This window comes from Streptococcus sp. HJ1, assembly GCF_052399005.1.
Lineage (GTDB): Bacteria > Bacillota > Bacilli > Lactobacillales > Streptococcaceae > Streptococcus.
This window is the reverse complement of sequence record NZ_CP199005.1, coordinates 742,136-760,560: the sequence shown is the minus strand read 5'-3', so window position 1 is coordinate 760,560 and position 18,425 is coordinate 742,136. Positions and strand designations below refer to the sequence as shown.

The 18,425-nt window shown below is 40.1% G+C and carries 12 protein-coding genes and 2 pseudogenes; 1 reads left to right on the top strand and 13 read right to left on the bottom strand.

Translation table 11 applies throughout. From position 1 onward, the window contains the following. Positions 1-76: 76 nt before the first annotated feature. Entirely contained in the window at positions 77-436 is a 360-nt protein-coding gene (locus ACT17O_RS03740) for a DUF3397 domain-containing protein (RefSeq protein WP_000525394.1), read from the top strand. An 81-nt stretch (positions 437-517) separates the two neighbouring features. Here ACT17O_RS03740 and ACT17O_RS03735 read toward each other — a convergent pair whose 3' ends face one another. From ACT17O_RS03735 to ACT17O_RS03675, 13 genes and pseudogenes are all read right to left on the bottom strand, one after another. Then, positions 518-1,258 (bottom strand): class I SAM-dependent methyltransferase, encoded by a 741-nt coding sequence (locus ACT17O_RS03735; protein WP_061586829.1) that lies wholly within the window; start codon positions 1,256-1,258, stop codon positions 518-520. Between the two features lie 207 nt (positions 1,259-1,465). Further along, positions 1,466-5,107, bottom strand: a complete 3,642-nt coding sequence (locus ACT17O_RS03730; protein ID WP_444817764.1) for a Cna B-type domain-containing protein — start codon at positions 5,105-5,107, stop codon at positions 1,466-1,468. A gap of 608 nt (positions 5,108-5,715) precedes the next feature. Then, positions 5,716-6,371, bottom strand: a pseudogene (locus ACT17O_RS03725) (IS3 family transposase); the annotation flags it as partial. A gap of 110 nt (positions 6,372-6,481) precedes the next feature. Continuing rightward, positions 6,482-8,209 (bottom strand): septation ring formation regulator EzrA, encoded by a 1,728-nt coding sequence (gene ezrA, locus ACT17O_RS03720; protein ID WP_444817763.1) that lies wholly within the window; start codon positions 8,207-8,209, stop codon positions 6,482-6,484. An 80-nt stretch (positions 8,210-8,289) separates the two neighbouring features. Further along, positions 8,290-10,236: a DNA topoisomerase (ATP-hydrolyzing) subunit B gene (gene gyrB, locus ACT17O_RS03715; protein ID WP_070838120.1), complete on the bottom strand. Its 1,947-nt coding sequence runs from the start codon at positions 10,234-10,236 to the stop codon at positions 8,290-8,292. A gap of 13 nt (positions 10,237-10,249) precedes the next feature. Further along, positions 10,250-10,813: an HAD-IA family hydrolase gene (locus ACT17O_RS03710; protein ID WP_444817855.1), complete on the bottom strand. Its 564-nt coding sequence runs from the start codon at positions 10,811-10,813 to the stop codon at positions 10,250-10,252. An 84-nt stretch (positions 10,814-10,897) separates the two neighbouring features. Continuing rightward, positions 10,898-11,452 carry a DJ-1 family glyoxalase III gene (locus ACT17O_RS03705; RefSeq protein ID WP_001140918.1) on the bottom strand — a complete coding sequence of 185 codons (555 nt, stop codon included), beginning with the start codon at positions 11,450-11,452 and terminating at the stop codon, positions 10,898-10,900. Positions 11,453-11,462: 10 nt separating this feature from the next. Beyond that, positions 11,463-12,686 carry an FtsW/RodA/SpoVE family cell cycle protein gene (locus tag ACT17O_RS03700; RefSeq protein WP_044021067.1) on the bottom strand — a complete coding sequence of 408 codons (1,224 nt, stop codon included), beginning with the start codon at positions 12,684-12,686 and terminating at the stop codon, positions 11,463-11,465. Between the two features lie 5 nt (positions 12,687-12,691). Continuing rightward, positions 12,692-15,181, bottom strand: a complete 2,490-nt coding sequence (locus tag ACT17O_RS03695; protein WP_002875130.1) for a bifunctional DnaQ family exonuclease/ATP-dependent helicase — start codon at positions 15,179-15,181, stop codon at positions 12,692-12,694. Between the two features lie 199 nt (positions 15,182-15,380). Then, a pseudogene (locus tag ACT17O_RS03690) lies at positions 15,381-16,231 on the bottom strand (NAD(P)H-hydrate dehydratase). Between the two features lie 56 nt (positions 16,232-16,287). Next, positions 16,288-17,061: an HAD hydrolase family protein gene (locus ACT17O_RS03685; protein WP_444817762.1), complete on the bottom strand. Its 774-nt coding sequence runs from the start codon at positions 17,059-17,061 to the stop codon at positions 16,288-16,290. A gap of 4 nt (positions 17,062-17,065) precedes the next feature. Continuing rightward, entirely contained in the window at positions 17,066-17,923 is an 858-nt protein-coding gene (locus ACT17O_RS03680) for a bifunctional methylenetetrahydrofolate dehydrogenase/methenyltetrahydrofolate cyclohydrolase (protein WP_444817761.1), read from the bottom strand. A gap of 148 nt (positions 17,924-18,071) precedes the next feature. Then, complete coding sequence (locus ACT17O_RS03675; RefSeq protein WP_212575723.1) at positions 18,072-18,392, bottom strand: TfoX/Sxy family protein; 321 nt, start codon at positions 18,390-18,392, stop codon at positions 18,072-18,074. Positions 18,393-18,425: the final 33 nt, after the last annotated feature.

Sequence of the window (18,425 nt, the reverse complement as noted above, 5' to 3'; positions counted from 1 at the left end):
CTACAATCTCAAAAGCCTGACTTTCCTACAAATTCCCTTGTTTCTCATTTCATTTAGCGTTTTTTTATGATACAATATGGGTATGATTTTAATGAAAATAGCATCTATTTTATTATTGATATTAACCTTGGTGGTTTGCTTTATTGTCACCAAGCTTTTCGGACTTAGGAAAATAGGATTTAATTTCGCGGATCTAGCTTTTCCACTTTTGGTATTTGAGTACTACCTGATTACTGCTAAAGCCTTTACCCACAACTTTCTACCGCGACTTGGAGTCGCACTTTCTCTCCTAGCAATCCTCCTTGTAGTCTTTTTCCTTGTCAAAAAACGAAGTTTTTATTACCCTAAATTCATCAAATTCTTCTGGAGAGCCGGTTTTCTCCTTACCTTAATCATCTACATTGCTATGATTGTCGAATTGATGATGCTCCCATAAAAAACATTCCCTCAGACAGCTGTCTAAGGGAATATTTTTATCTTCATACTTACTTTCTAAGCTCTACCAAGATACTCTTTCTTATTTCCTAAATGTCAATGCGTAGAATTTACCATCCCAAAGAAGTTTCATTTCCTTTTCCTTAACTTCGCTTGGAACAGCATTCTCAATTTCACTCAAATCAACAGTAGCATCTTTAAAATAATCCTTACTAAAATGATTTTTCTTATATTGCTGATCCACATAGTCAGCCGTCTCATCTGCAATTAAAATCTTAGTCCCTGGTTTCGCCACTCGTAGCATTTCCTGCATAGCCTTGGCCTTATCATTGAAAAAATTGATTCCGCCAATATGGTAGACAATGTCAAAACTATTATCCGCAAAGGGTAGATCCTCCGCGCAAGCATGGAAAAGTTGCAAATTAGTCTTTTTAGCGCAAGATTTCTGGCATTTTTCTAGCATACTGATAGAAATATCTACCCCTACAAAGTCTAAACTTTTCAGGTCAATTGTCTCAGGGATATAACGGAGGTCTTGACCAGTCCCGATAGAGACATAGAGAACAGATAAATTATCCTTCCATTCTATTTCTCCCATCAGATCCCTTCTCAACTTATCAATTGCCTTGCCGTGGAGAAATGGTCCTATCCATTTCTCACTCATATCATACCAACGAGCCATACGGTTATACATGGTCATGTATTTAGCATTATCTCCAGATAGATAATCAGGATTAAGAGACAGATAGATAGCCCCATCTTTTTGAAAGTTTTCTACCTCCAAACCTGACTTCAATTTATCTTGTAATCTTGTTTCAATCATATGCAACATCTCCTTTTTTATTTGTCACCAATTATAGAGGATTTCCTCGCAAAAACAATAGCTTTTTAGTAAGTGGCAACTATCCACTTGTATCTGGTAGTAGAACCAGGGTTAGTTACAAAAAAAACAAGTGCCAATTTCCATTGACACTTGTTTCCACTTTTAAACTGTCTTGCAACATTTCGTGAAAGATACCGTTTAAAAAACTTAATCTTCTTTTTTGCGTCTTGCCAAGAATCCTGTTCCCAATCCAAGAAGGGCGATTCCAGCTACTAGAGCCACTTGGTTAGACTCGCTTCCTGTATTAGGCAATTCCCCACCTTTTTTAGGCTTACCTGGTTCATTTGGTTTGCCAGGTGTTGGTTTTTCAGGAGTGTGCGTATTTGTAATGTTGTAACCTTCTACTGAAGCTGTATAACCATCTGGAACATTCACTTCTTCAACAGTGTAGGCAATCTCCTTACCTTCTTGATAACGATCAAGACCTGTAAACTCATAAGTCCAGCCACTTGTTTCTGACACTGTAGCTGTCTGACCAGTTTCCTTACCATCTGCAAGAAGTTTTACGGTGATAGATGCTGGACGGATGCCATCTTTGTTATCTTCATCTTTCCAGATCTTCTTACCTTTTACAGATGTTTTCTCTGGTGTGTGGGTGTTGGTCACATTCATACCAGTTTCAGTAGCTGTGTAACCTGTAGGAACACCAACTTCTTTGACTGTGTACTCGATTGCTTTACCATTTTGGTAACGATCCAGTTCAGTGAATTCATACTTCCAACCTGTTTCAGCTGTTGCGATTGCTATCTTGCCAGTTTCTTTACCATTGGCAAGAAGAGCGACAGTGATAGATGCTGGACGGATACGATCTTGGTCGTTATTATCAATCCAGGTCTTTTGTCCACTTACAGCAATTTTTTCTGGTGTATATTCATTGGTAATGGTGTACTTGCCATCCTTATCTGTAGTGATGGTTGCTTTGTATTCTGTCATAGCAGTTTCTTTGACAGTGTACTTGATTTCTTTACCATTTTCATACTTAGGAAGTTTTTTAGATTCGAACTTCCAGCCAGTTTTTTCTGAAACTTCAATTTCTTGAACAACTTCTTTATCGTTTTTAAGAATTTGAACTTTCACAGATGTTGTACGTTTGCCGTCTTGGTTGTTGTTATCTTTCCACACCTTAGTTCCTGAAAGAACAACTGTTTCTGGGTTATAGGTGTTTGTCACTACTTGACCAGTCACAGAGGCTTCGTAACCAGCTGGTACATCCACTTCCTTGATAGAATAGGTGATTTCTTTTCCAGCTTCGTATTGTGGAAGATTGGTGAAGGATGCTACCCAAGTGTTATCATCAGTCTTTTCCTTAGCTGTTAAGGTCAATTTCTTACCTTCAACGGCTACTGGATCTGCAGCTCCTACTTTTTTGTAAAGTTGAACCGTTACGGACTCAGGACGTTTACCGTCTTGGTTGTTGGCATCGTTCCATACTTTTGTTACCTTGTAGTCAATTTCTTTAGGAGCATATTTGTTTGTGATGGTAAAGTCTGTAATAGTCGTTTCGTATTCTGCTACGGCTTCTTCTGTTACAGTGTATTTGATTTCTTTACCAGCTTTATATTTTGCTAATTTTTCGAATGTAGCAGTCCATGTTCCGTCTGCAGCAGCCTGAATTTCTTTCGAATCAACTTTCTTACCGTCTGCTAAAAGATTGATTGTAATCTTAGTCGGACGTTTGCCGTCTTGATTGTTCGCGTCATCCCAGTTCTTAGTTGCTTTTACATCAACTGTTTCTGGTGAATAGCTATTTGTGATAGTGAATCCTGATGCAGCGTCACCAGTAACCTCAGAAGTGTAACCAGCAACAGTTACTTCTACTACAGTGTACTGGATAGGTGTTCCGCCTTTATCAGCATCAAGGTCTGTGAAGCTTCCAGCCCAACCGTTTGTGGCATTGAGCTCAAGTATCTTACCAGTATCTTGACCATCTGCAAGCAATTTAACTGTGACAGAAGATGGGCGTTTACCATCTTGGTTGTTCTCGTCCTTCCATACTTTCTTCACAGGAACTTCCGTTTTTGCTGGAGTGTAAGTATTCTCGAAAGCTTTTTCGTCATCGTAAGAAACAGTTGCTTCAAGTGCACCTTTGCCCTTATCTACTACAGTAACTGTAGCCGTGACAGTTTTAGTGTCGTACTTGATGCTTGTATCACTGCCAGATTTTTCAGCAATTTTAAAGGTATAAGTCCCTGCTTTGTCGAATTCCAATTCTGAGAAAGCAACGTTTCCGTCTTTGTCATTCTTCACAGTTTCTTTCACCTTACCATCTTGGTCTGTTAAAGTGAATTCAAACTCTTCAGCCTTCAACTCACGTCCTGTAAGTTTTTTATTAGCTTTAATCTTAACTTTAGCTTTGCTACGTTTATTTGTAACTGTTTTGATAGCTCCATCTTGTCCAACAGTCATCTCAAATGGAGTAGGATTCAACTCATATCCCTCAGGAGCCTCAATCTCGGTTACTGTAAAGTTCCCTTTCTTGATATCACTTTCTGAGTAAATAGATGACTCAGCAATTCCGTCATCATTTGTCGTTACAATTTCTTCTTTAGCCGTAGCTCCTGCCGGAGGAGTAATCTTGAATTTTGCTCCTTTTAGACGATCATGAGTCAGCTCGTCGACCTTGTAAAGAATGATACGGTAAGCTGTCTCTAATTGTACAGTTCCTCCTGAGGCCACAACAGAATTACCAATCTGCTGAAGTACCGTCTTATTACTATAATCTTGATACTCCAGTTTGTTATCATTAGCTTTTACTTCGACATTATTCAGTACTTTTGTACCATCTCCTGGAGCGCTCGTTTTATAACCAATTCGAAAAGCTGCTGGGTTTCCATTTTTAGCTACGATAGAAGAAGCGTTGTTAATGGTAATGGTGAAATCTGTATAAGAATCATTCCACTTAATTTCGTAATCTTTACCAGCTTCTAAAACTACCTCGTCTTTCATGTAGTATACTTTGTTATACCAACCTGCTATAACACTGAGAGATTCCGGAATCATTTGCATTGGTGACGAATTTGGATCGACCCAATCATGAATCTCAATTTTATCATATGAAGCTTGCTTTGGATTGACCCTAACATACCACGTATGAAGATATTGACCACTCTTATTTAAAGCTTTTGAGGTCCAGGCTTCCTTACTAATTAATCCATGATATTTACTAAAGTTGGCTTTGCCAATCCCTTCAGAATAATCAACCTCACCTCTTCGACCAACCCTGATTTGATAAGTAATTTCATTTATTGTTTCTGTCTTTTCAAAGCGTAGTGTTTGCTCACTTAGTTCATTCTTAGAACTAAATCCAAGATAGAAGCTTCCTCTAACATTCTGAACGTAGATTCCCTTCTTCTTCTCTAGGTAAACTTTTAAATTTTTTAGGGTAATTGTAGCCTTTCCACCATTATTATCACCATTTGACACAATTTTGGCTTCTCCGATAACAAGGTCTGTTTCCTTGTCCTTTAGATCAAAAGTTTCCTCTCTAACTGACAAAGGACCTGGAACAGTGAATGTAAAGGTGTCACCATCCTCCAACTTACCATTGTAAGCACTTAAATCATAATCTACGATAAACTTGTAGTTCGGGTAATCATTATGCTCAGGAGACAGAGTATAAACACCATTCGCATCCGGTTTTATAAATCTACCATTATCAACCTCCCAAATACCAATATTACTGATGACATTCTTCAGTTCCTTTGCTTGAACTGAATTTGGAGCAAATATTATGCCCAATAAACAAGCTAGAGATGTTAGAATGTATAACCAAAATTTCTTGTTCTTCATAATTCTCCTTTCAAAATAACTACAAACATTAAAACGACCAACTCTGATAATAGATTCCCAATACTCATCTCCTTTCAGACTTATTGAAATACATGAGAGTTATTAATTAAACTACATCATATTAACATATTTAATAACTATATGTGAGTACAATACTTATCGTATTTGTTCTGTACTTAATATAGAAATCTCCTTTAGTTTTATTATAAAACAAAATTAATTTTTTTGTAATATTATGAGGTTATTGCCTTTTGAAAATATTGACACAGTGTTAATATTTTATATCGAATTTCACTTTTTTCAAAAAATATTGCTTTTAAAAGCTATCTAGCTGAATATTTTCAAATTAAATATTTAAAAAATTTTTTATAATTAAATCTGAAATATAAAAAATTTTATATTTAAACATTTTTATTTTACTAATTTAATAGAGTCTTCTATTAGATTCAATATAGTTTAATTGATATTTAATATTAAATTAGAACTAATTGACTAGTTCATAGCAATTTAATAGCAAAATGATTAGAATAAATATCAATCCAAACATTTAATTGCAAAAAAAAAACGAAAGTTTTTGTAATGATCCCCAAAAGCTGGACAATTAATTATTAAAAGGATTTAGTTCTGTATTGTACAGGGCTAAGTCCTTTTAGTTTGACTTTAATTCTTTTATTGTTGTAGTAATTGATATAGTCTACAATGGCTTGTTCTAATTGCTTAAGCGACTGAAGCGACTTCTCATAGCCGTAAAACATTTCGGATTTCAAAATGCCAAAGAAGGACTCCATCATCCCATTTCTGGGCTGTTTCCCTTGCGGGACATAGATGCTTGAATTCCCTTACTCTCTAGGAACCGATGATAAGAATCGTGTTGGTATTGCCAGCCTTGGTCACTATGGAAAATCGTATTCTCATAGTGCTTCTCTGTGAATGCCTGTTCTAACATCGTTTGTACTTGTTCTAAATTAGGCGAACAAGAAAGATTAAAAGCAATAATTTCGCTGTTAAAGCCATCTAAAACTGATGATAAGTAAAGCTTTTGAGTACTTGCTGGAATGGCAAACTCTGTCACGTCTGTGTAGCACTTTTCCATTGGTTTGGCTGCTTCAAACTGGCGTTGAATGAGATTCTCTGCCTTCTTGCCAATCTCTCCTTGGTAGGAAAAATACTTCCGTTTCCGACGAATTCGAGCCGCTAAATCAAGGACTTTCATCAGACGTTGGACCTTTTTATGATTGACCGAATAACCACGATTTCTTAGTTCATAGATTTGAACTTTATCTTCATAACTTAATTTCATAATAAAACACCCCAAAAGTTAGATTTTTGCTGTCTAACTTTTGGGGTGTAATTCAATAAATCAAAGTTTCTATTTTAGAAATGAATCACTTCACGTGTTTTCTCATATGAAGTTACAAAACGGTTTGTAACTCCTGGTTCTGCAACTTCCAAGGCTTGTGAAATTTTTTCAAACGACGCTTGGTAGTCAAACTCTTTTTCAAAAATTTCAAGCGCTTTGTTAAAAGCATCTTGAATACGCTCATCAAATGAACGGTAACGGTTTGAGTATTGCAAGAGTTGCTCAGTCAAGGTTGCATATTGAACGATATCATAGGTTTCTGTTTCAAGTGCTTCCATATCATTTGTTGCAACTTCAAGAATTCGTTTAACCGATTCAATATTCACTTGTGGTTGTTCTAACTCTGCCATCAAATCTTCTGTGTTGTGACTTGCTGTAAAGAAAAGTTTCAAGAAGCTTTGAGGGATACCTGGCAAGTTTCTCTTCTCCATGTAACGTTTGATAGTATGCAAACGGTTCACGTAAACATTTACTTTTTGACGAGCATTAAGGTCATCTTTTTCAATTTGGGCAAGTTGTTCGCTCACAAAAATTTGCTCATCTTCAATTTCTTTGAGCTTGCTCTGAAGCATTTCCAACTGTTCTTCAAGAACAGAATAGGCTTGGGTTGGCTCACCTCGATCCTGTGTCACTTCCATGATTGCCGTATCAAGTGCAGCCAATTCTGCTTGAAGACGACGAACATGATTTCCATCACTTTCAGGAAGAAGGTAGGTTTTAGTCAAGCGTTCAAGATCTTGAACAAGCACCTGATTATTTTCTTTCAAGTGGTTAAGAAAAGTTGGTAATGTAGCAAGAAGACTTTCTACCACTTTTTGAGATGCAATTTCGCGAGTGAAGATATTGTAAAGCGAATTGATTTCTTCTTGGATGCGATTATTTTCATACTCTGCATTGTCCAATTCCAACTGACGAATGTTTTCTTGATTATTTTTCAGAGATTCATGCAAAAGTTGGAAACGAGACTCGATATCTGTTTCTGTAAAGTGGTAGTTGGCATCCAACAGCTTGCGATAGCCTTCTTCCAAATCTGCCAATTGTTCTGGCAGTTCTTTTGTCAAGGTTTCAACAAGAGCTGGAATTCGCTCAACGATGTGTGTCAAAGCAAGAATATGATTTTCAGTTGAATCAAGAATTGCTGCCGCTTCAACTGGGTCACCTGATGAATTTAGGGTAACAAATTGAGAGAATTCAGATTGGATGTTTTCCAATTGTTTCTCAATCTCAGGAAGGGCCTTACCATATTTCTCTGAATCTTCTGCAATGGTATGTTGAAGGGATTCAAACAAGTCCAAGGCATGAAGGACACGGCCACTATTCTTAGATTCTTGCTTTTCAAGTTCAGAAAGGGCATTGCGAATAGCTGCAATATCCTCTTCAATTAAACCAATCTGGCTTTCAATTTGATCAATCTTGTGAGCTGCTTTAAAGAAACGGAAAGAATTATTGTAGCTTTCAGCTTCAAAGAGGTGATTTTCAATATCAGCAAATGAGTTCAGAGATAAATCAACCCATTTTTGGTTCCATTCACGGAAGGTCACCTGACTTTGACCAATCAAGTGCATGTTTTTAACGGCTTCAACCTCATCATTTACAGGAAGGTTGTAGAGTTCTTCTTTTCTTTCTTCAAGGGCCGTTAATCTGCTTACATTACGCTTACGTAAAAAGATAGCTGTTACATAAGCTAAGATCAGAATGACTGCAATTGCAACCATTAGATAAATTAGTTGTCCATTAGACATATCAAACTCCTTTTATACTAGAAACAATCGTAATGATTATATCATATTTTTTAAACCAAGGGAACTATTTCCCACATTTTTTAAACGTCAAGTGTACTGTAAACAGCGTTTTCTTCGATAAATTCGCGACGAGGTTCTACTCGATCTCCCATCAACATATCAAAGATTTTATCTGCTTCGGCAGCATCATCTACCGAAACACGCGCCATCAAGCGATGTTCAGGATCCATGGTTGTTTCCCACAATTGGTGGTCATCCATTTCTCCCAAACCTTTATAACGTTGGATGGTTGGTTTTGAACGCCCTTCACTGTGACGTGCTAAGGCTTCTTGGAGTTTAATTTCTTGATCTGCACCAGGTTGAATGTATTCTTTGATCTCACTTCCAACTTTAACCCCATAAATCGGTGGTTGGGCAATGTAGACATAACCAGCCTCTAAGATTGGTTTCATATAGCGATAAATCAAGGTTAGCAAGAGAGTTCGAATGTGGGCTCCATCAACATCGGCATCGGTCATCAAAACGAGTTTTTGGTAACGAGCCTTAGTGACATCAAATTCTGCACCAAATCCTGTTCCCATGGCTGTGAAAAGGCTTCGAATTTCTTCGTTAGCAAGGATTTTATCCATGCTAGCTTTTTCAACGTTCAAGATCTTACCACGAATTGGAAGGATAGCTTGGAATTCACGATTACGACCAGATTTGGCTGATCCACCAGCTGAGTCTCCTTCGACGATGAAGAGTTCGGTTTCAGCAGGGTTGTTAGAAGAACAGTCTGCTAGTTTTCCTGGCAAATTGGAAATTTCCAAGCCAGATTTCTTACGTGTGACTTCACGCGCACGCTTGGCAGCTACACGAGCCTTGGCAGCCAAGATCCCTTTTTCCACGATGCGCTTGGCAATCTGTGGATTTTCCATGAGAAAATCAGAGAAGGCATCGCTGAAGAGGCGATTGGTAATCTTGACTACTTCACTATTCCCCAGTTTGGTCTTGGTTTGTCCTTCAAACTGCGGGTTTGGATGCTTCACTGAGATAACTGCAGTCAAGCCTTCACGGACATCTTCCCCTGTTAGGTTGTCTTCATTGTCTTTTAGTAGTTTATTCTTGCGGGCATAGTCATTGATAACACGTGTCAGCGCTGTACGGAAACCTTGCTCATGCGTACCACCTTCATGGGTGTGAATGTTATTGGCGAAACTCATGACGTTTTCGTGGTAACCGGTTGTGTACTGCATGGCTACTTCAACTGTGATATCATCCATCTCACCGTCTGTGTAGATTGGTGTATCAAAGATAACATCCTTGTTCTCGTTGATATATTCAACATAGCTAGCAATCCCACCCTCATAGTGGTAATGTTTAGTCTGTTCGAGACCTTCACGCTTATCTGTGATGGAGATTTGAAGACCTCGGTTCAAAAAGGCTAGTTCTTGAATACGTTTGTTTAATTTTTCAAAATCAAAAGTCGTTGTTTCTGTAAAAATCTCTGGATCTGGTGTGAAGTGAACTGTTGTTCCCGTTTTATCCGTATCTCCAACCACCTCAAGATCAGCAACAACATGACCACGACGGTATTCTTGGTAATGAATCTTACCGTTTTTATGGACATGAACATCTAGTTGAGTTGAAAGAGCGTTTACTACTGATGAACCTACACCGTGCAATCCACCTGAAACCTTGTATCCGCCACCGCCAAATTTTCCTCCAGCATGAAGGACTGTAAAGACGGTCTCAACAGCGGGACGTCCTGTCTTTTCCTGAATATCAACAGGAATTCCACGCCCATCATCCACAACGGTGATGGAGTTATCTGGTTCTATAAAGACTTGGATGTGACTGGCAAATCCAGCTAGGGCTTCGTCAATTGAGTTATCAACGATTTCCCATACTAGATGGTGAAGACCTTCTTTTGAAGTCGATCCAATATACATACCTGGACGCATACGAACAGCTTCAAGTCCCTCCAAAACTTGAATTTGACTGGCATCATAATCTTGTGCCTGTTGATTTTTGATTTCTTCTGTCATTTTTTCCCTTTTCTTACATGTCTATTGCTTGTCTCAATGTCGCAACGTTATTAAAAAGATAGGCATCTAAGCCAGCAGCTTTACCTGCTTCTACATCAATATTTCTGTCACCAATGACCAAACCAGATGTAATATGATATTTATCACGTAAATAAATCATGGACTCAGGATCTGGTTTTCGTTTAAAGCCAGAACTGGCAGTCACCACCTCGGTGAAGTAGTTCGCTATCTGGGTCTTAGCAAGAAGTTCTAGCACTTGGTCATTTCGATGAGAAACCAAGAAATGGCGACCACTCTTGTCCGAAATGTCTTTGAGTAATTCTGGAATTCCCTCAAACAAAACTGGATGTTCTAGCTCACGCGCCTCATTTTCTTTGTAGTTCTCTAAAAAAACCTCGATATCTGGTGCAAACTTCTCGATGGCAAAAGCTGTTGAAACCTTCAAGGCTTCGTAGACGCGGTCGTGTTCTTGCTCTATTCCGTATTGGGCTAAGGTTTCTACAAAGGCTGCTGTAGAAGTCTCATAATTATCCAATAGGGTACCACCTAAATCCCATATATAGTCGTGATATTTCATACCCTTCATTATACCATTTTTTTATGAAAAAAGCGATGATTTCCTAGATTTTTCCAAGTAAAAAACGAGAGCCGAACTCTCGTTTTACTGTTGATTTCCAAAGACATCTCGATAGAGCATGCCGTCTCGTAAACTTTCAGCATCTCCTCCCAATTGCTCTACCAATTCATAGGCAAAGGCAAGTGCGGTTGACGGTCCTCGGCTAGTTGTTAGATTACCATCTACAACCACTGTTTGTTTTTGATAAATTCCGTCAGTAATTTGCTCCTGAACTCCGTCATAACAAGTAAAGTGCTTGTCTTTCAGGACACCTGCTTGATGGAGAGCGATTGGAGCTGCACAGATAGCTGCAATTTTCTTTCCAGCTTGATCAAAGGCTTTAATCTCAGAAATGAGGGCTGGATTATCCCGTAGGTGAGCTGATCCTGGCATGCCACCTGGAAGAACGACCAAGTCATAGTCAGACAAATCACCATCAAAGATACGGTCGGCTGTTACCCGAATGTCATGTGATCCCGTCACCTGCTCCTCAAATCCTACCATATCACAGGAAATGTTTGCTCGACGCAAGACATCGATTACTGTCAAGGCTTCGATTTCTTCAAAGCCATTTGCTAAGATAACTGCAACTTTTGCCATAGTGGCCTCCTTATTTGATTTGTTTTAGGACGACTTTCTTTCGTTTGAATGGAACTTTTCCACTTTTCTCTTCTGCTAGATTGGTCTGGTAACTCATAGACAAGAGGAGACCAACACCGATGAGGTTACTAATAATTGCGGAGCCCCCTTGAGAAATAAATGGCAGAGGAATACCTGTCAAAGGAAGTAAGCCTGTCACGGCACCGATATTTTCAAAGATATGGAAGAGCAACATCATGATAAAACCAGTCGAAATGTAGGTGTAGAACTGGTTATTTGACCTGAGCGTAATCTTCAACATACGGTAGATGAGAAGCAAGTATAAAGCAACTACAAAGACTGAACCAATAAAGCCAAAGTCTTCAGCAATTACGGTGAAAATCATATCACTTTCACGTACTGGAATGAGGAGATTGGACACATTAAAACCTTGTCCAAACAAGCCACCACTTCCAATCGCAATTTGTCCCTGCGCCTGTTGGTAAGTCGTTGTTTGCGCAAAGTCAAAGGGATTGAGCCAAGCCAAGATGCGGTTGATCTGGTAGGTCGGCATCCCAATCTGATGCAAGAAGGCACGTCCATCCTTGCTTATAAAGATGGCCATGAAGCCTGCAACTGCAGTCACTCCTGTCGCAAATACCGGAATGATAATCTTCCACGAAACACCTGAAAGGAGAACCATACCGGAAAAAATAGCTACAAAGACCAAGGCAGTCCCCAGATCACTTTGTAGGGCTAAGAGGAGCAAGACTGGTATGGTAAAGGCGATCATCCAACCAATCAATAGGAAATCCAAGGGAATAGTCCGTCGCCATTCCTTGTGTCTTTGAGTGAATCTTACAATGGCTCGAGCCAACATCAAGATATAGGAAATCTTCATGAACTCCGATGGCTGGAAAAGTGTCGTTCCACCAATCGATACCCAGTTCTTGGCACCTGTTGACGCTACAAGATTTGGATTGTAGAAAACAAGAGGTAGGATCATCAAAGCTAGCCCTAGACCATAAAGATAGGGAGTCACCTTCCATAAAAACTCGGTATTAAAGAACATGACCACAAAACCAATGACAAGGCCCAAGGAAATCCAAGCGATTTGCTGACCTAGAATTGGTAATACATTATTTGGATAGTCATGACTAACTGCTATATAAATGGCCACTACTCCAATCACCAGTAAACAAAACACTGGTAGGAGGAGGCTATAATCGACTCGAGAGTCGAAGGAACGTTTCATATTTTTTACCTTTTCTCTTTCTTGGATTTTTCTTTCATTCTATTGCGACGAGATTGGAGAAAATCAGCTACAGCAGGCTCTAGCTGTTCTCTAGAAAGAACCTGAACAGCCCTTTCTTTTGACAAGGCCTGGGCGATTTGTTTGCCGTAACGCTTGCTAACGACACGACTGTCTAAGATAACAGCAACCGAACCTTGGTCAGATCTTCTAACAGTACGGCCCAGAGCTTGTTTTAGCCGAATAATCGCCATCGGCAACTGATAATCATAGAAAGGATTTTTCCCTTCTTGACGCAGTTCTTGGTTTAATTTTTTGGTTAACGGTTCTTGGGGGTTTTGGAAAGGCAATCTCGGAATCACTTGGATCACGCAAGGATGGGTTGAAAAATCAACTCCTTCCCAGAAACTACCTGTTCCGAGTAAGATCTGGCGTTCACCTTTTTCAAAACGTTTTTTCAGTTGGCTTGGTTCCCCATTTTTATACTGAGCTAGATGCGGTTGGTCGAGCAGGTCTGAAACAGCCAGCAACATCTCTTTTGAGGTAAACAAGACCAGTATGGGTTCTTGAAAGGCCTGTAAGCTTCGAGTGACAGAAGCCACTTCACTAGCATAGTCAACAGGTGAAACTTCTGTCACAAGAGGAAAATCATCGACTAGAAAGACTTCTTGTTGCTCCTGCTTTGCTACATCAAGCTTAACAAGCGGAGCATCTGGAAATCCCAACAAATCTGCTAAGGAAACCCGATTACTGATTTCAAGAGTGGCCGATACTCCTAGGAGTCTACAATCTTCTGGCAATAAGTCTGCTAGTATAAAGCGGCCTTTTTTACTTGAACAAATCAAGACATCCTTGCTCGATTTCTCTGCTGTAGCAAGCCAAAATTCACGATCCGAGGTGAAAAAGTTTGCAATTTCTCGATACTCTGGGAGAGTTAACTCCGAAAAATGTTGGCGCAACTCTTCAAGAGAATCCAACCACTTTCCATTCTTCAGACCTGACTGATAGTGCTCCATCAAGTAACGACATTCAAAACCTATACTCTCCAGCAAGCGTTTCTGAACCAAATCTTCCTCTGTCTCCAAGGACTTTTCAATTTGAGTTACAAGTTCCTCAAGGCGATAAGCCTGCTGGGCTAGATTTTCGAGAGCTAGCAGCATTTTTTGAGCTTCATCCAAGATCAGCAAACGGTTATCGACAAACTCTGGATTGTCTTCCAAACGAGTGACCAGATAGGCATGATTAGTCAAGAGAACGCGACTGGTCTTGGCCTTTTCCTGCCCTCGTTTCCAAAAATCCTCTGTGGCAAATAAACTTTTCTTTGAAAGCTTGCCATCGTGGACTAGTTCTGGCAGAAAGTGCTGGTAGCGATAAAGCTGCCCGATTTCGTCCAAGTCACCTGTCTCTGACTCTGTTAGCCAGATAAGCAACTGCATTTTAAAGCGTGTGAAAAGGCGATTGGACTCTGATCGATGGAGAACTCTGTGAAAGGCATCCAGTTTTAAATAGTTTTGAGGACCCTTGAGACTATGAATCTCCAGATGGAAAACCTCTTTTAAGCGCTGACCTTCTTCTTGCATGATTTGATTTTGAAGAATTTTGGTCGGAACACTCACTAGGATACCTACTTGACTCTCCAAGTTCAAAGCTGGGAGGAGATAACCATAAGTCTTGCCCAGTCCCGTTTGGGCTTGGATAAAGGAAGTCTGGTGTTCTTCCAATAATTGCTCAATCTTCTCCGCAAATTCCATCTGTTGCGGTCGCTCCTCCAGCCCCAATAAAGAAATGTTTTTAGCAAAGTCTTTGGATAACTTTCGTGGGACTAAGGCTTTGCTTTCCTTTCTGAGGAAAAGCCCATGAAGCTCCATCAAGTCTGGCGAAGATAAGAGAGATTGTTGCTGGTAAACCTCCTCAATCAACAGATAACTTTCATAGAGAAGGTTGTCTGCAAGGTCTAACAAGCTTTCTAAGAGCCCTTTAGGTAGCTCAAAAAGTTTTTGACGCATGTAAAGCAAGAGTTCAGCTGTTGCCTGAGCATCTGACAGGGCAGTGTGGGCATGTTCCAGCTCAATTCCCAACTCTTGACAAAGGATACCTAAGTTATACTTTTCAAACTGAGGATACAGAACCTGGGCAAGCTCAACTGTATCCACCCGCGGTGTGCGCAATTCATATCCTTCAAAAAAGAGAAATTCTGCAAGAAGGTTGGCATCAAACTGTACATTGTGCGCAACAAAAATACCGTCCTTAACCAATTCAAAAATTTTTCCAGCCACCTGAGAAAATTCTGGTGCCACAGCCAAACGTTGATCGGTCAGACCTGTTAATTCTTTGATATGAGAATCCAAGGGTTCATGAGGATTGACATCAGTCGCATACTGATCGATGATTTCACCATTCTCAATCACCACAATGCCTACTTGAATAATTTTTGCCTTGCTTCCGGTGCTGGTCGCCTCTAAATCAACGACCACATACCGATCATTTCTTGCATTCATCATTAAAAATTATATCAAAAAAAGCATGATTTGACACCCCTCAACTTTGATAACAATCTCGCTTTCCTTGCGAGTTTGACTAAAAATCAAGACCTTAAAAGAGAGAATTTCACACAAGTTCAGCAGTTGGTCGCTGGTTCTGAGGTATTTGAAAACTTTATCAACAAAGCTACATCAACATAAAAAGACAACCAAGATATTAGCTGCCTTTTTGAGATATTTTTTTCATTGTTTTCGGAAGAGCTTTACTAATTTCTGTTGGCAGGACAAAATAGTTTTCTTGAGCTAGTTCTTGCGCAATAGCTGAATGAAGATAGGTCGCTACACCACGCTCTCATAGAGACTGACTTGATGAAACTGACCTGCAAAACCTGCAATCATCCCAGCCAGAGTATCTCCCATTCCACCAGTTGCTTGATAGGGGCCTCCAACCTGTAACTGATAATATTCAGGCTGACCGACTTGCCAGATACGAGTTGCCGGACCTTTCTCAACTAAAATCGTTCCTTGAGGAAAATCAGAAAGAGCCCTAGTAGTCGTCTCTGTATTTTGATGGTCAAGAACTATACCAGACAGTCTTTCCCATTCCTTTTGGTGGGGAGTTAGGATGAGCTGACTAGAAGGAAATGGTAACTGGCCGTTTGCTAAGATGCCCAAAGCGCCGCCATCTGCAATCAAAATCTGGTCTTTTCTAAGGCTGTCAAAGACCCTTTTTACGAGTTCTTCTCCAAATGCATCCTCTCGCAAACCCGGACCTAACAAGACAACTTCTGCCTTTTCCAACTGCTCTTTTAACAATTCCTGGTCTTGAAGAGAGAAGGCCATAGCCTCAGGTAAATGACTGTGTAGAGCAAGGATATTTTCCCTATCTGTTCCAACGGTCACCAATCCTGCACCACTTTTTACAGTTGCCAAGGCAGCCATGATGATGGCTCCACCATAAGGATAGGTCCCTCCCAGCAAAAGCAGACGGCCATAGTCTCCTTTATGACTGGTACGAGAACGTTCAATAATGACTTTTTCTAGTAAGGCTTGATCAATCACTTTCATCCTTTTTTCCTCTCTATTCATTATACTATAAAAGGAGGTTCAGACCTCCTTCTACACTATTTTCCCTTAAATTCCGCAAAGGTCTGTAAGATTTTAGCTGCCACTGCTGGAGAAGGTTCTCCTTTTAGCTCTAACGTGTCATCTGCATATGGAGTAAGGCCAGCAAAGTCTCCTATCTGGACTGAATAAAGAGACGTTTTAAACAATTCAATATCGTTTTGGTCATTTCCAAAGGCGATGAAGTTCTCCCCACATAACTTTTCAACAGTTGTCGCCTTATGAGTATCCAAGGGGTTGACATAAAGGCACTTTTCATGCGCATGATAGGAGAGATGAGCCTGCCCCAGTCTTTCTAACTGACCAAGCAAATCATCAAGCAACTCCTCGTGGTCGCCCATATAAACGACTACCTTAATCGGAGTACCCAAGTCCTCGAGTTTCTGATGACGAGCCACCTTTAGGGGATCTACACTGGAGAAAAATGGAATCTTCTCTACAATCTGACCACTATAGTCAAAGCAATCATCTGCAAAAAAAGGGAGATTGTAGGTCTGGCAATAATCCACTAGCGCCTGATAAACTCTAGCATCGAGATTCCTTTCAAAGATACCCTTCCCCAAATGATAGGCTACACCGCCATTCAACCCTATGACCAAGCGCTGACTGAGTTCAGGGCCTAATAAACCCAAACAATCCCGATAAGAGCGAGCTGAGGCAAACACAACCTCATGCCCATAATCTTCAGCCTTTAAAAGAACCTGCTGAATCTCCTCATCTATGGTCATGTAGTCAAAAGATAGCGTTCCATCCAGGTCAAATACGAATTTCATTTTCCTAGTCCTTGTTTAGTGTTCGAAGCGCTGCCTGATAGGTTTGCTCCATTAGCATAGTAATAGTCATAGGACCAACTCCACCAGGTACAGGAGTGATGTGACTAGCAAGTGGTGCAACAGCATCATAATCAACATCTCCACAAAGCTTGCCATTTTCATCTCGGTTCATCCCAACGTCAATGACAACCGCTCCTGGTTTGACAAAGTCAGCAGTCACAAACTTAGCGCGACCGATTGCAACCACAAGAATATCCGCCTTAGCAGCAACCTTGGCAAGATGATGGGTGCGTGAGTGAGTCAAAGTCACAGTCGCATTCTTGGCTAAAAGAAGCTGAGCCATCGGTTTTCCAACAATATTTGAACGACCGATGACAACCGCATGTTTACCTTCTAGATCAATCCCATATTCATGAAACATCTCCATAATTCCTGCAGGTGTTGAAGGAATCATAACTGGATGACCAGACCAGAGGCGACCCATGTTTAGGGGATGGAAACCATCCACGTCTTTTTCGGGGTCAATAGCTAATAAAACTGCCTCTTCGTCAATATGTTTTGGCAAAGGTAATTGAACCAAAATCCCATGCCAAGCTGGATCTTGATTGTATTTGGCAATCAAGTCTAACAATTCCGCTTGGGTAATGGTCTCTGGAACTCGCACGACTTCACTACGGAAGCCAGCAGCGAGAGCTGACCGTTCCTTGTTGCGAACGTAGACTTGGCTGGCAGGATTGTCCCCCACCAAAATCACTACCAATCCTGGAACTAGACCTGTTTCTTCTTTTAGTTTAGCCGTCTTCTCAGCCAACTGTCCTTGTAACTTAGCCGCAAGAGCCTTCCCATCGATAATCTGTGCCATATCTCTTCTCTTTTCTATCAAATATCCTCTATTATATCAAAAAATAACTCGCCATCCTAACACTTCTTGCCTAATGGACCTTATAGTCTGAAACTATAAGAAAAAGCCCTTGTCGAGCTTTTATGCCTATTTATACTAGGTAAATCTGTCATGCTTTCTTTTTGACTTTTGGAGCCGGTAAGACTTCATACATCTCCTTGATTAATCTGATTAGAAATGATTTATCTTCAATGTCTTCTATCAAAATCATCTCCTTAGCTCCTTCATAAGGACGTTCAAGCCTAGTCTGTCCCAGTTGATCCAAGACCAGCTTCACAGGCTTCAGTAACAGACGATTATCGTAGATTCCTCCAATAATCTTCCCACGATAATAAAGGATATACTCTCCCATCATTGGACGATAACTCATCTCCTCTAGCTCTGATAGCTGTTCGAGAATAAAATTTAAATATTCTTTACTGGAAGCCATGATGCCTACTCCATTTCTTCTAAAAATGAGGTA

What these genes read in the sequence shown, in the direction of transcription:
- ACT17O_RS03740 (WP_000525394.1), top strand. Translation starts at nt 77, where the DNA reads ATGGGTATGATTTTAATGAAAATAGCATCTATTTTATTATTGATATTA.
- ACT17O_RS03735 (WP_061586829.1), bottom strand. Translation starts at nt 1,258, where the DNA reads ATGATTGAAACAAGATTACAAGATAAATTGAAGTCAGGTTTGGAGGTA.
- ACT17O_RS03730 (WP_444817764.1), bottom strand. Translation starts at nt 5,107, where the DNA reads ATGAAGAACAAGAAATTTTGGTTATACATTCTAACATCTCTAGCTTGT.
- ezrA (WP_444817763.1), bottom strand. Translation starts at nt 8,209, where the DNA reads ATGTCTAATGGACAACTAATTTATCTAATGGTTGCAATTGCAGTCATT.
- gyrB (WP_070838120.1), bottom strand. Translation starts at nt 10,236, where the DNA reads ATGACAGAAGAAATCAAAAATCAACAGGCACAAGATTATGATGCCAGT.
- ACT17O_RS03710 (WP_444817855.1), bottom strand. Translation starts at nt 10,813, where the DNA reads ATGAAATATCACGACTATATATGGGATTTAGGTGGTACCCTATTGGAT.
- ACT17O_RS03705 (WP_001140918.1), bottom strand. Translation starts at nt 11,452, where the DNA reads ATGGCAAAAGTTGCAGTTATCTTAGCAAATGGCTTTGAAGAAATCGAA.
- ACT17O_RS03700 (WP_044021067.1), bottom strand. Translation starts at nt 12,686, where the DNA reads ATGAAACGTTCCTTCGACTCTCGAGTCGATTATAGCCTCCTCCTACCA.
- ACT17O_RS03695 (WP_002875130.1), bottom strand. Translation starts at nt 15,181, where the DNA reads ATGAATGCAAGAAATGATCGGTATGTGGTCGTTGATTTAGAGGCGACC.
- ACT17O_RS03685 (WP_444817762.1), bottom strand. Translation starts at nt 17,061, where the DNA reads ATGAAATTCGTATTTGACCTGGATGGAACGCTATCTTTTGACTACATG.
- ACT17O_RS03680 (WP_444817761.1), bottom strand. Translation starts at nt 17,923, where the DNA reads ATGGCACAGATTATCGATGGGAAGGCTCTTGCGGCTAAGTTACAAGGA.
- ACT17O_RS03675 (WP_212575723.1), bottom strand. Translation starts at nt 18,392, where the DNA reads ATGGCTTCCAGTAAAGAATATTTAAATTTTATTCTCGAACAGCTATCA.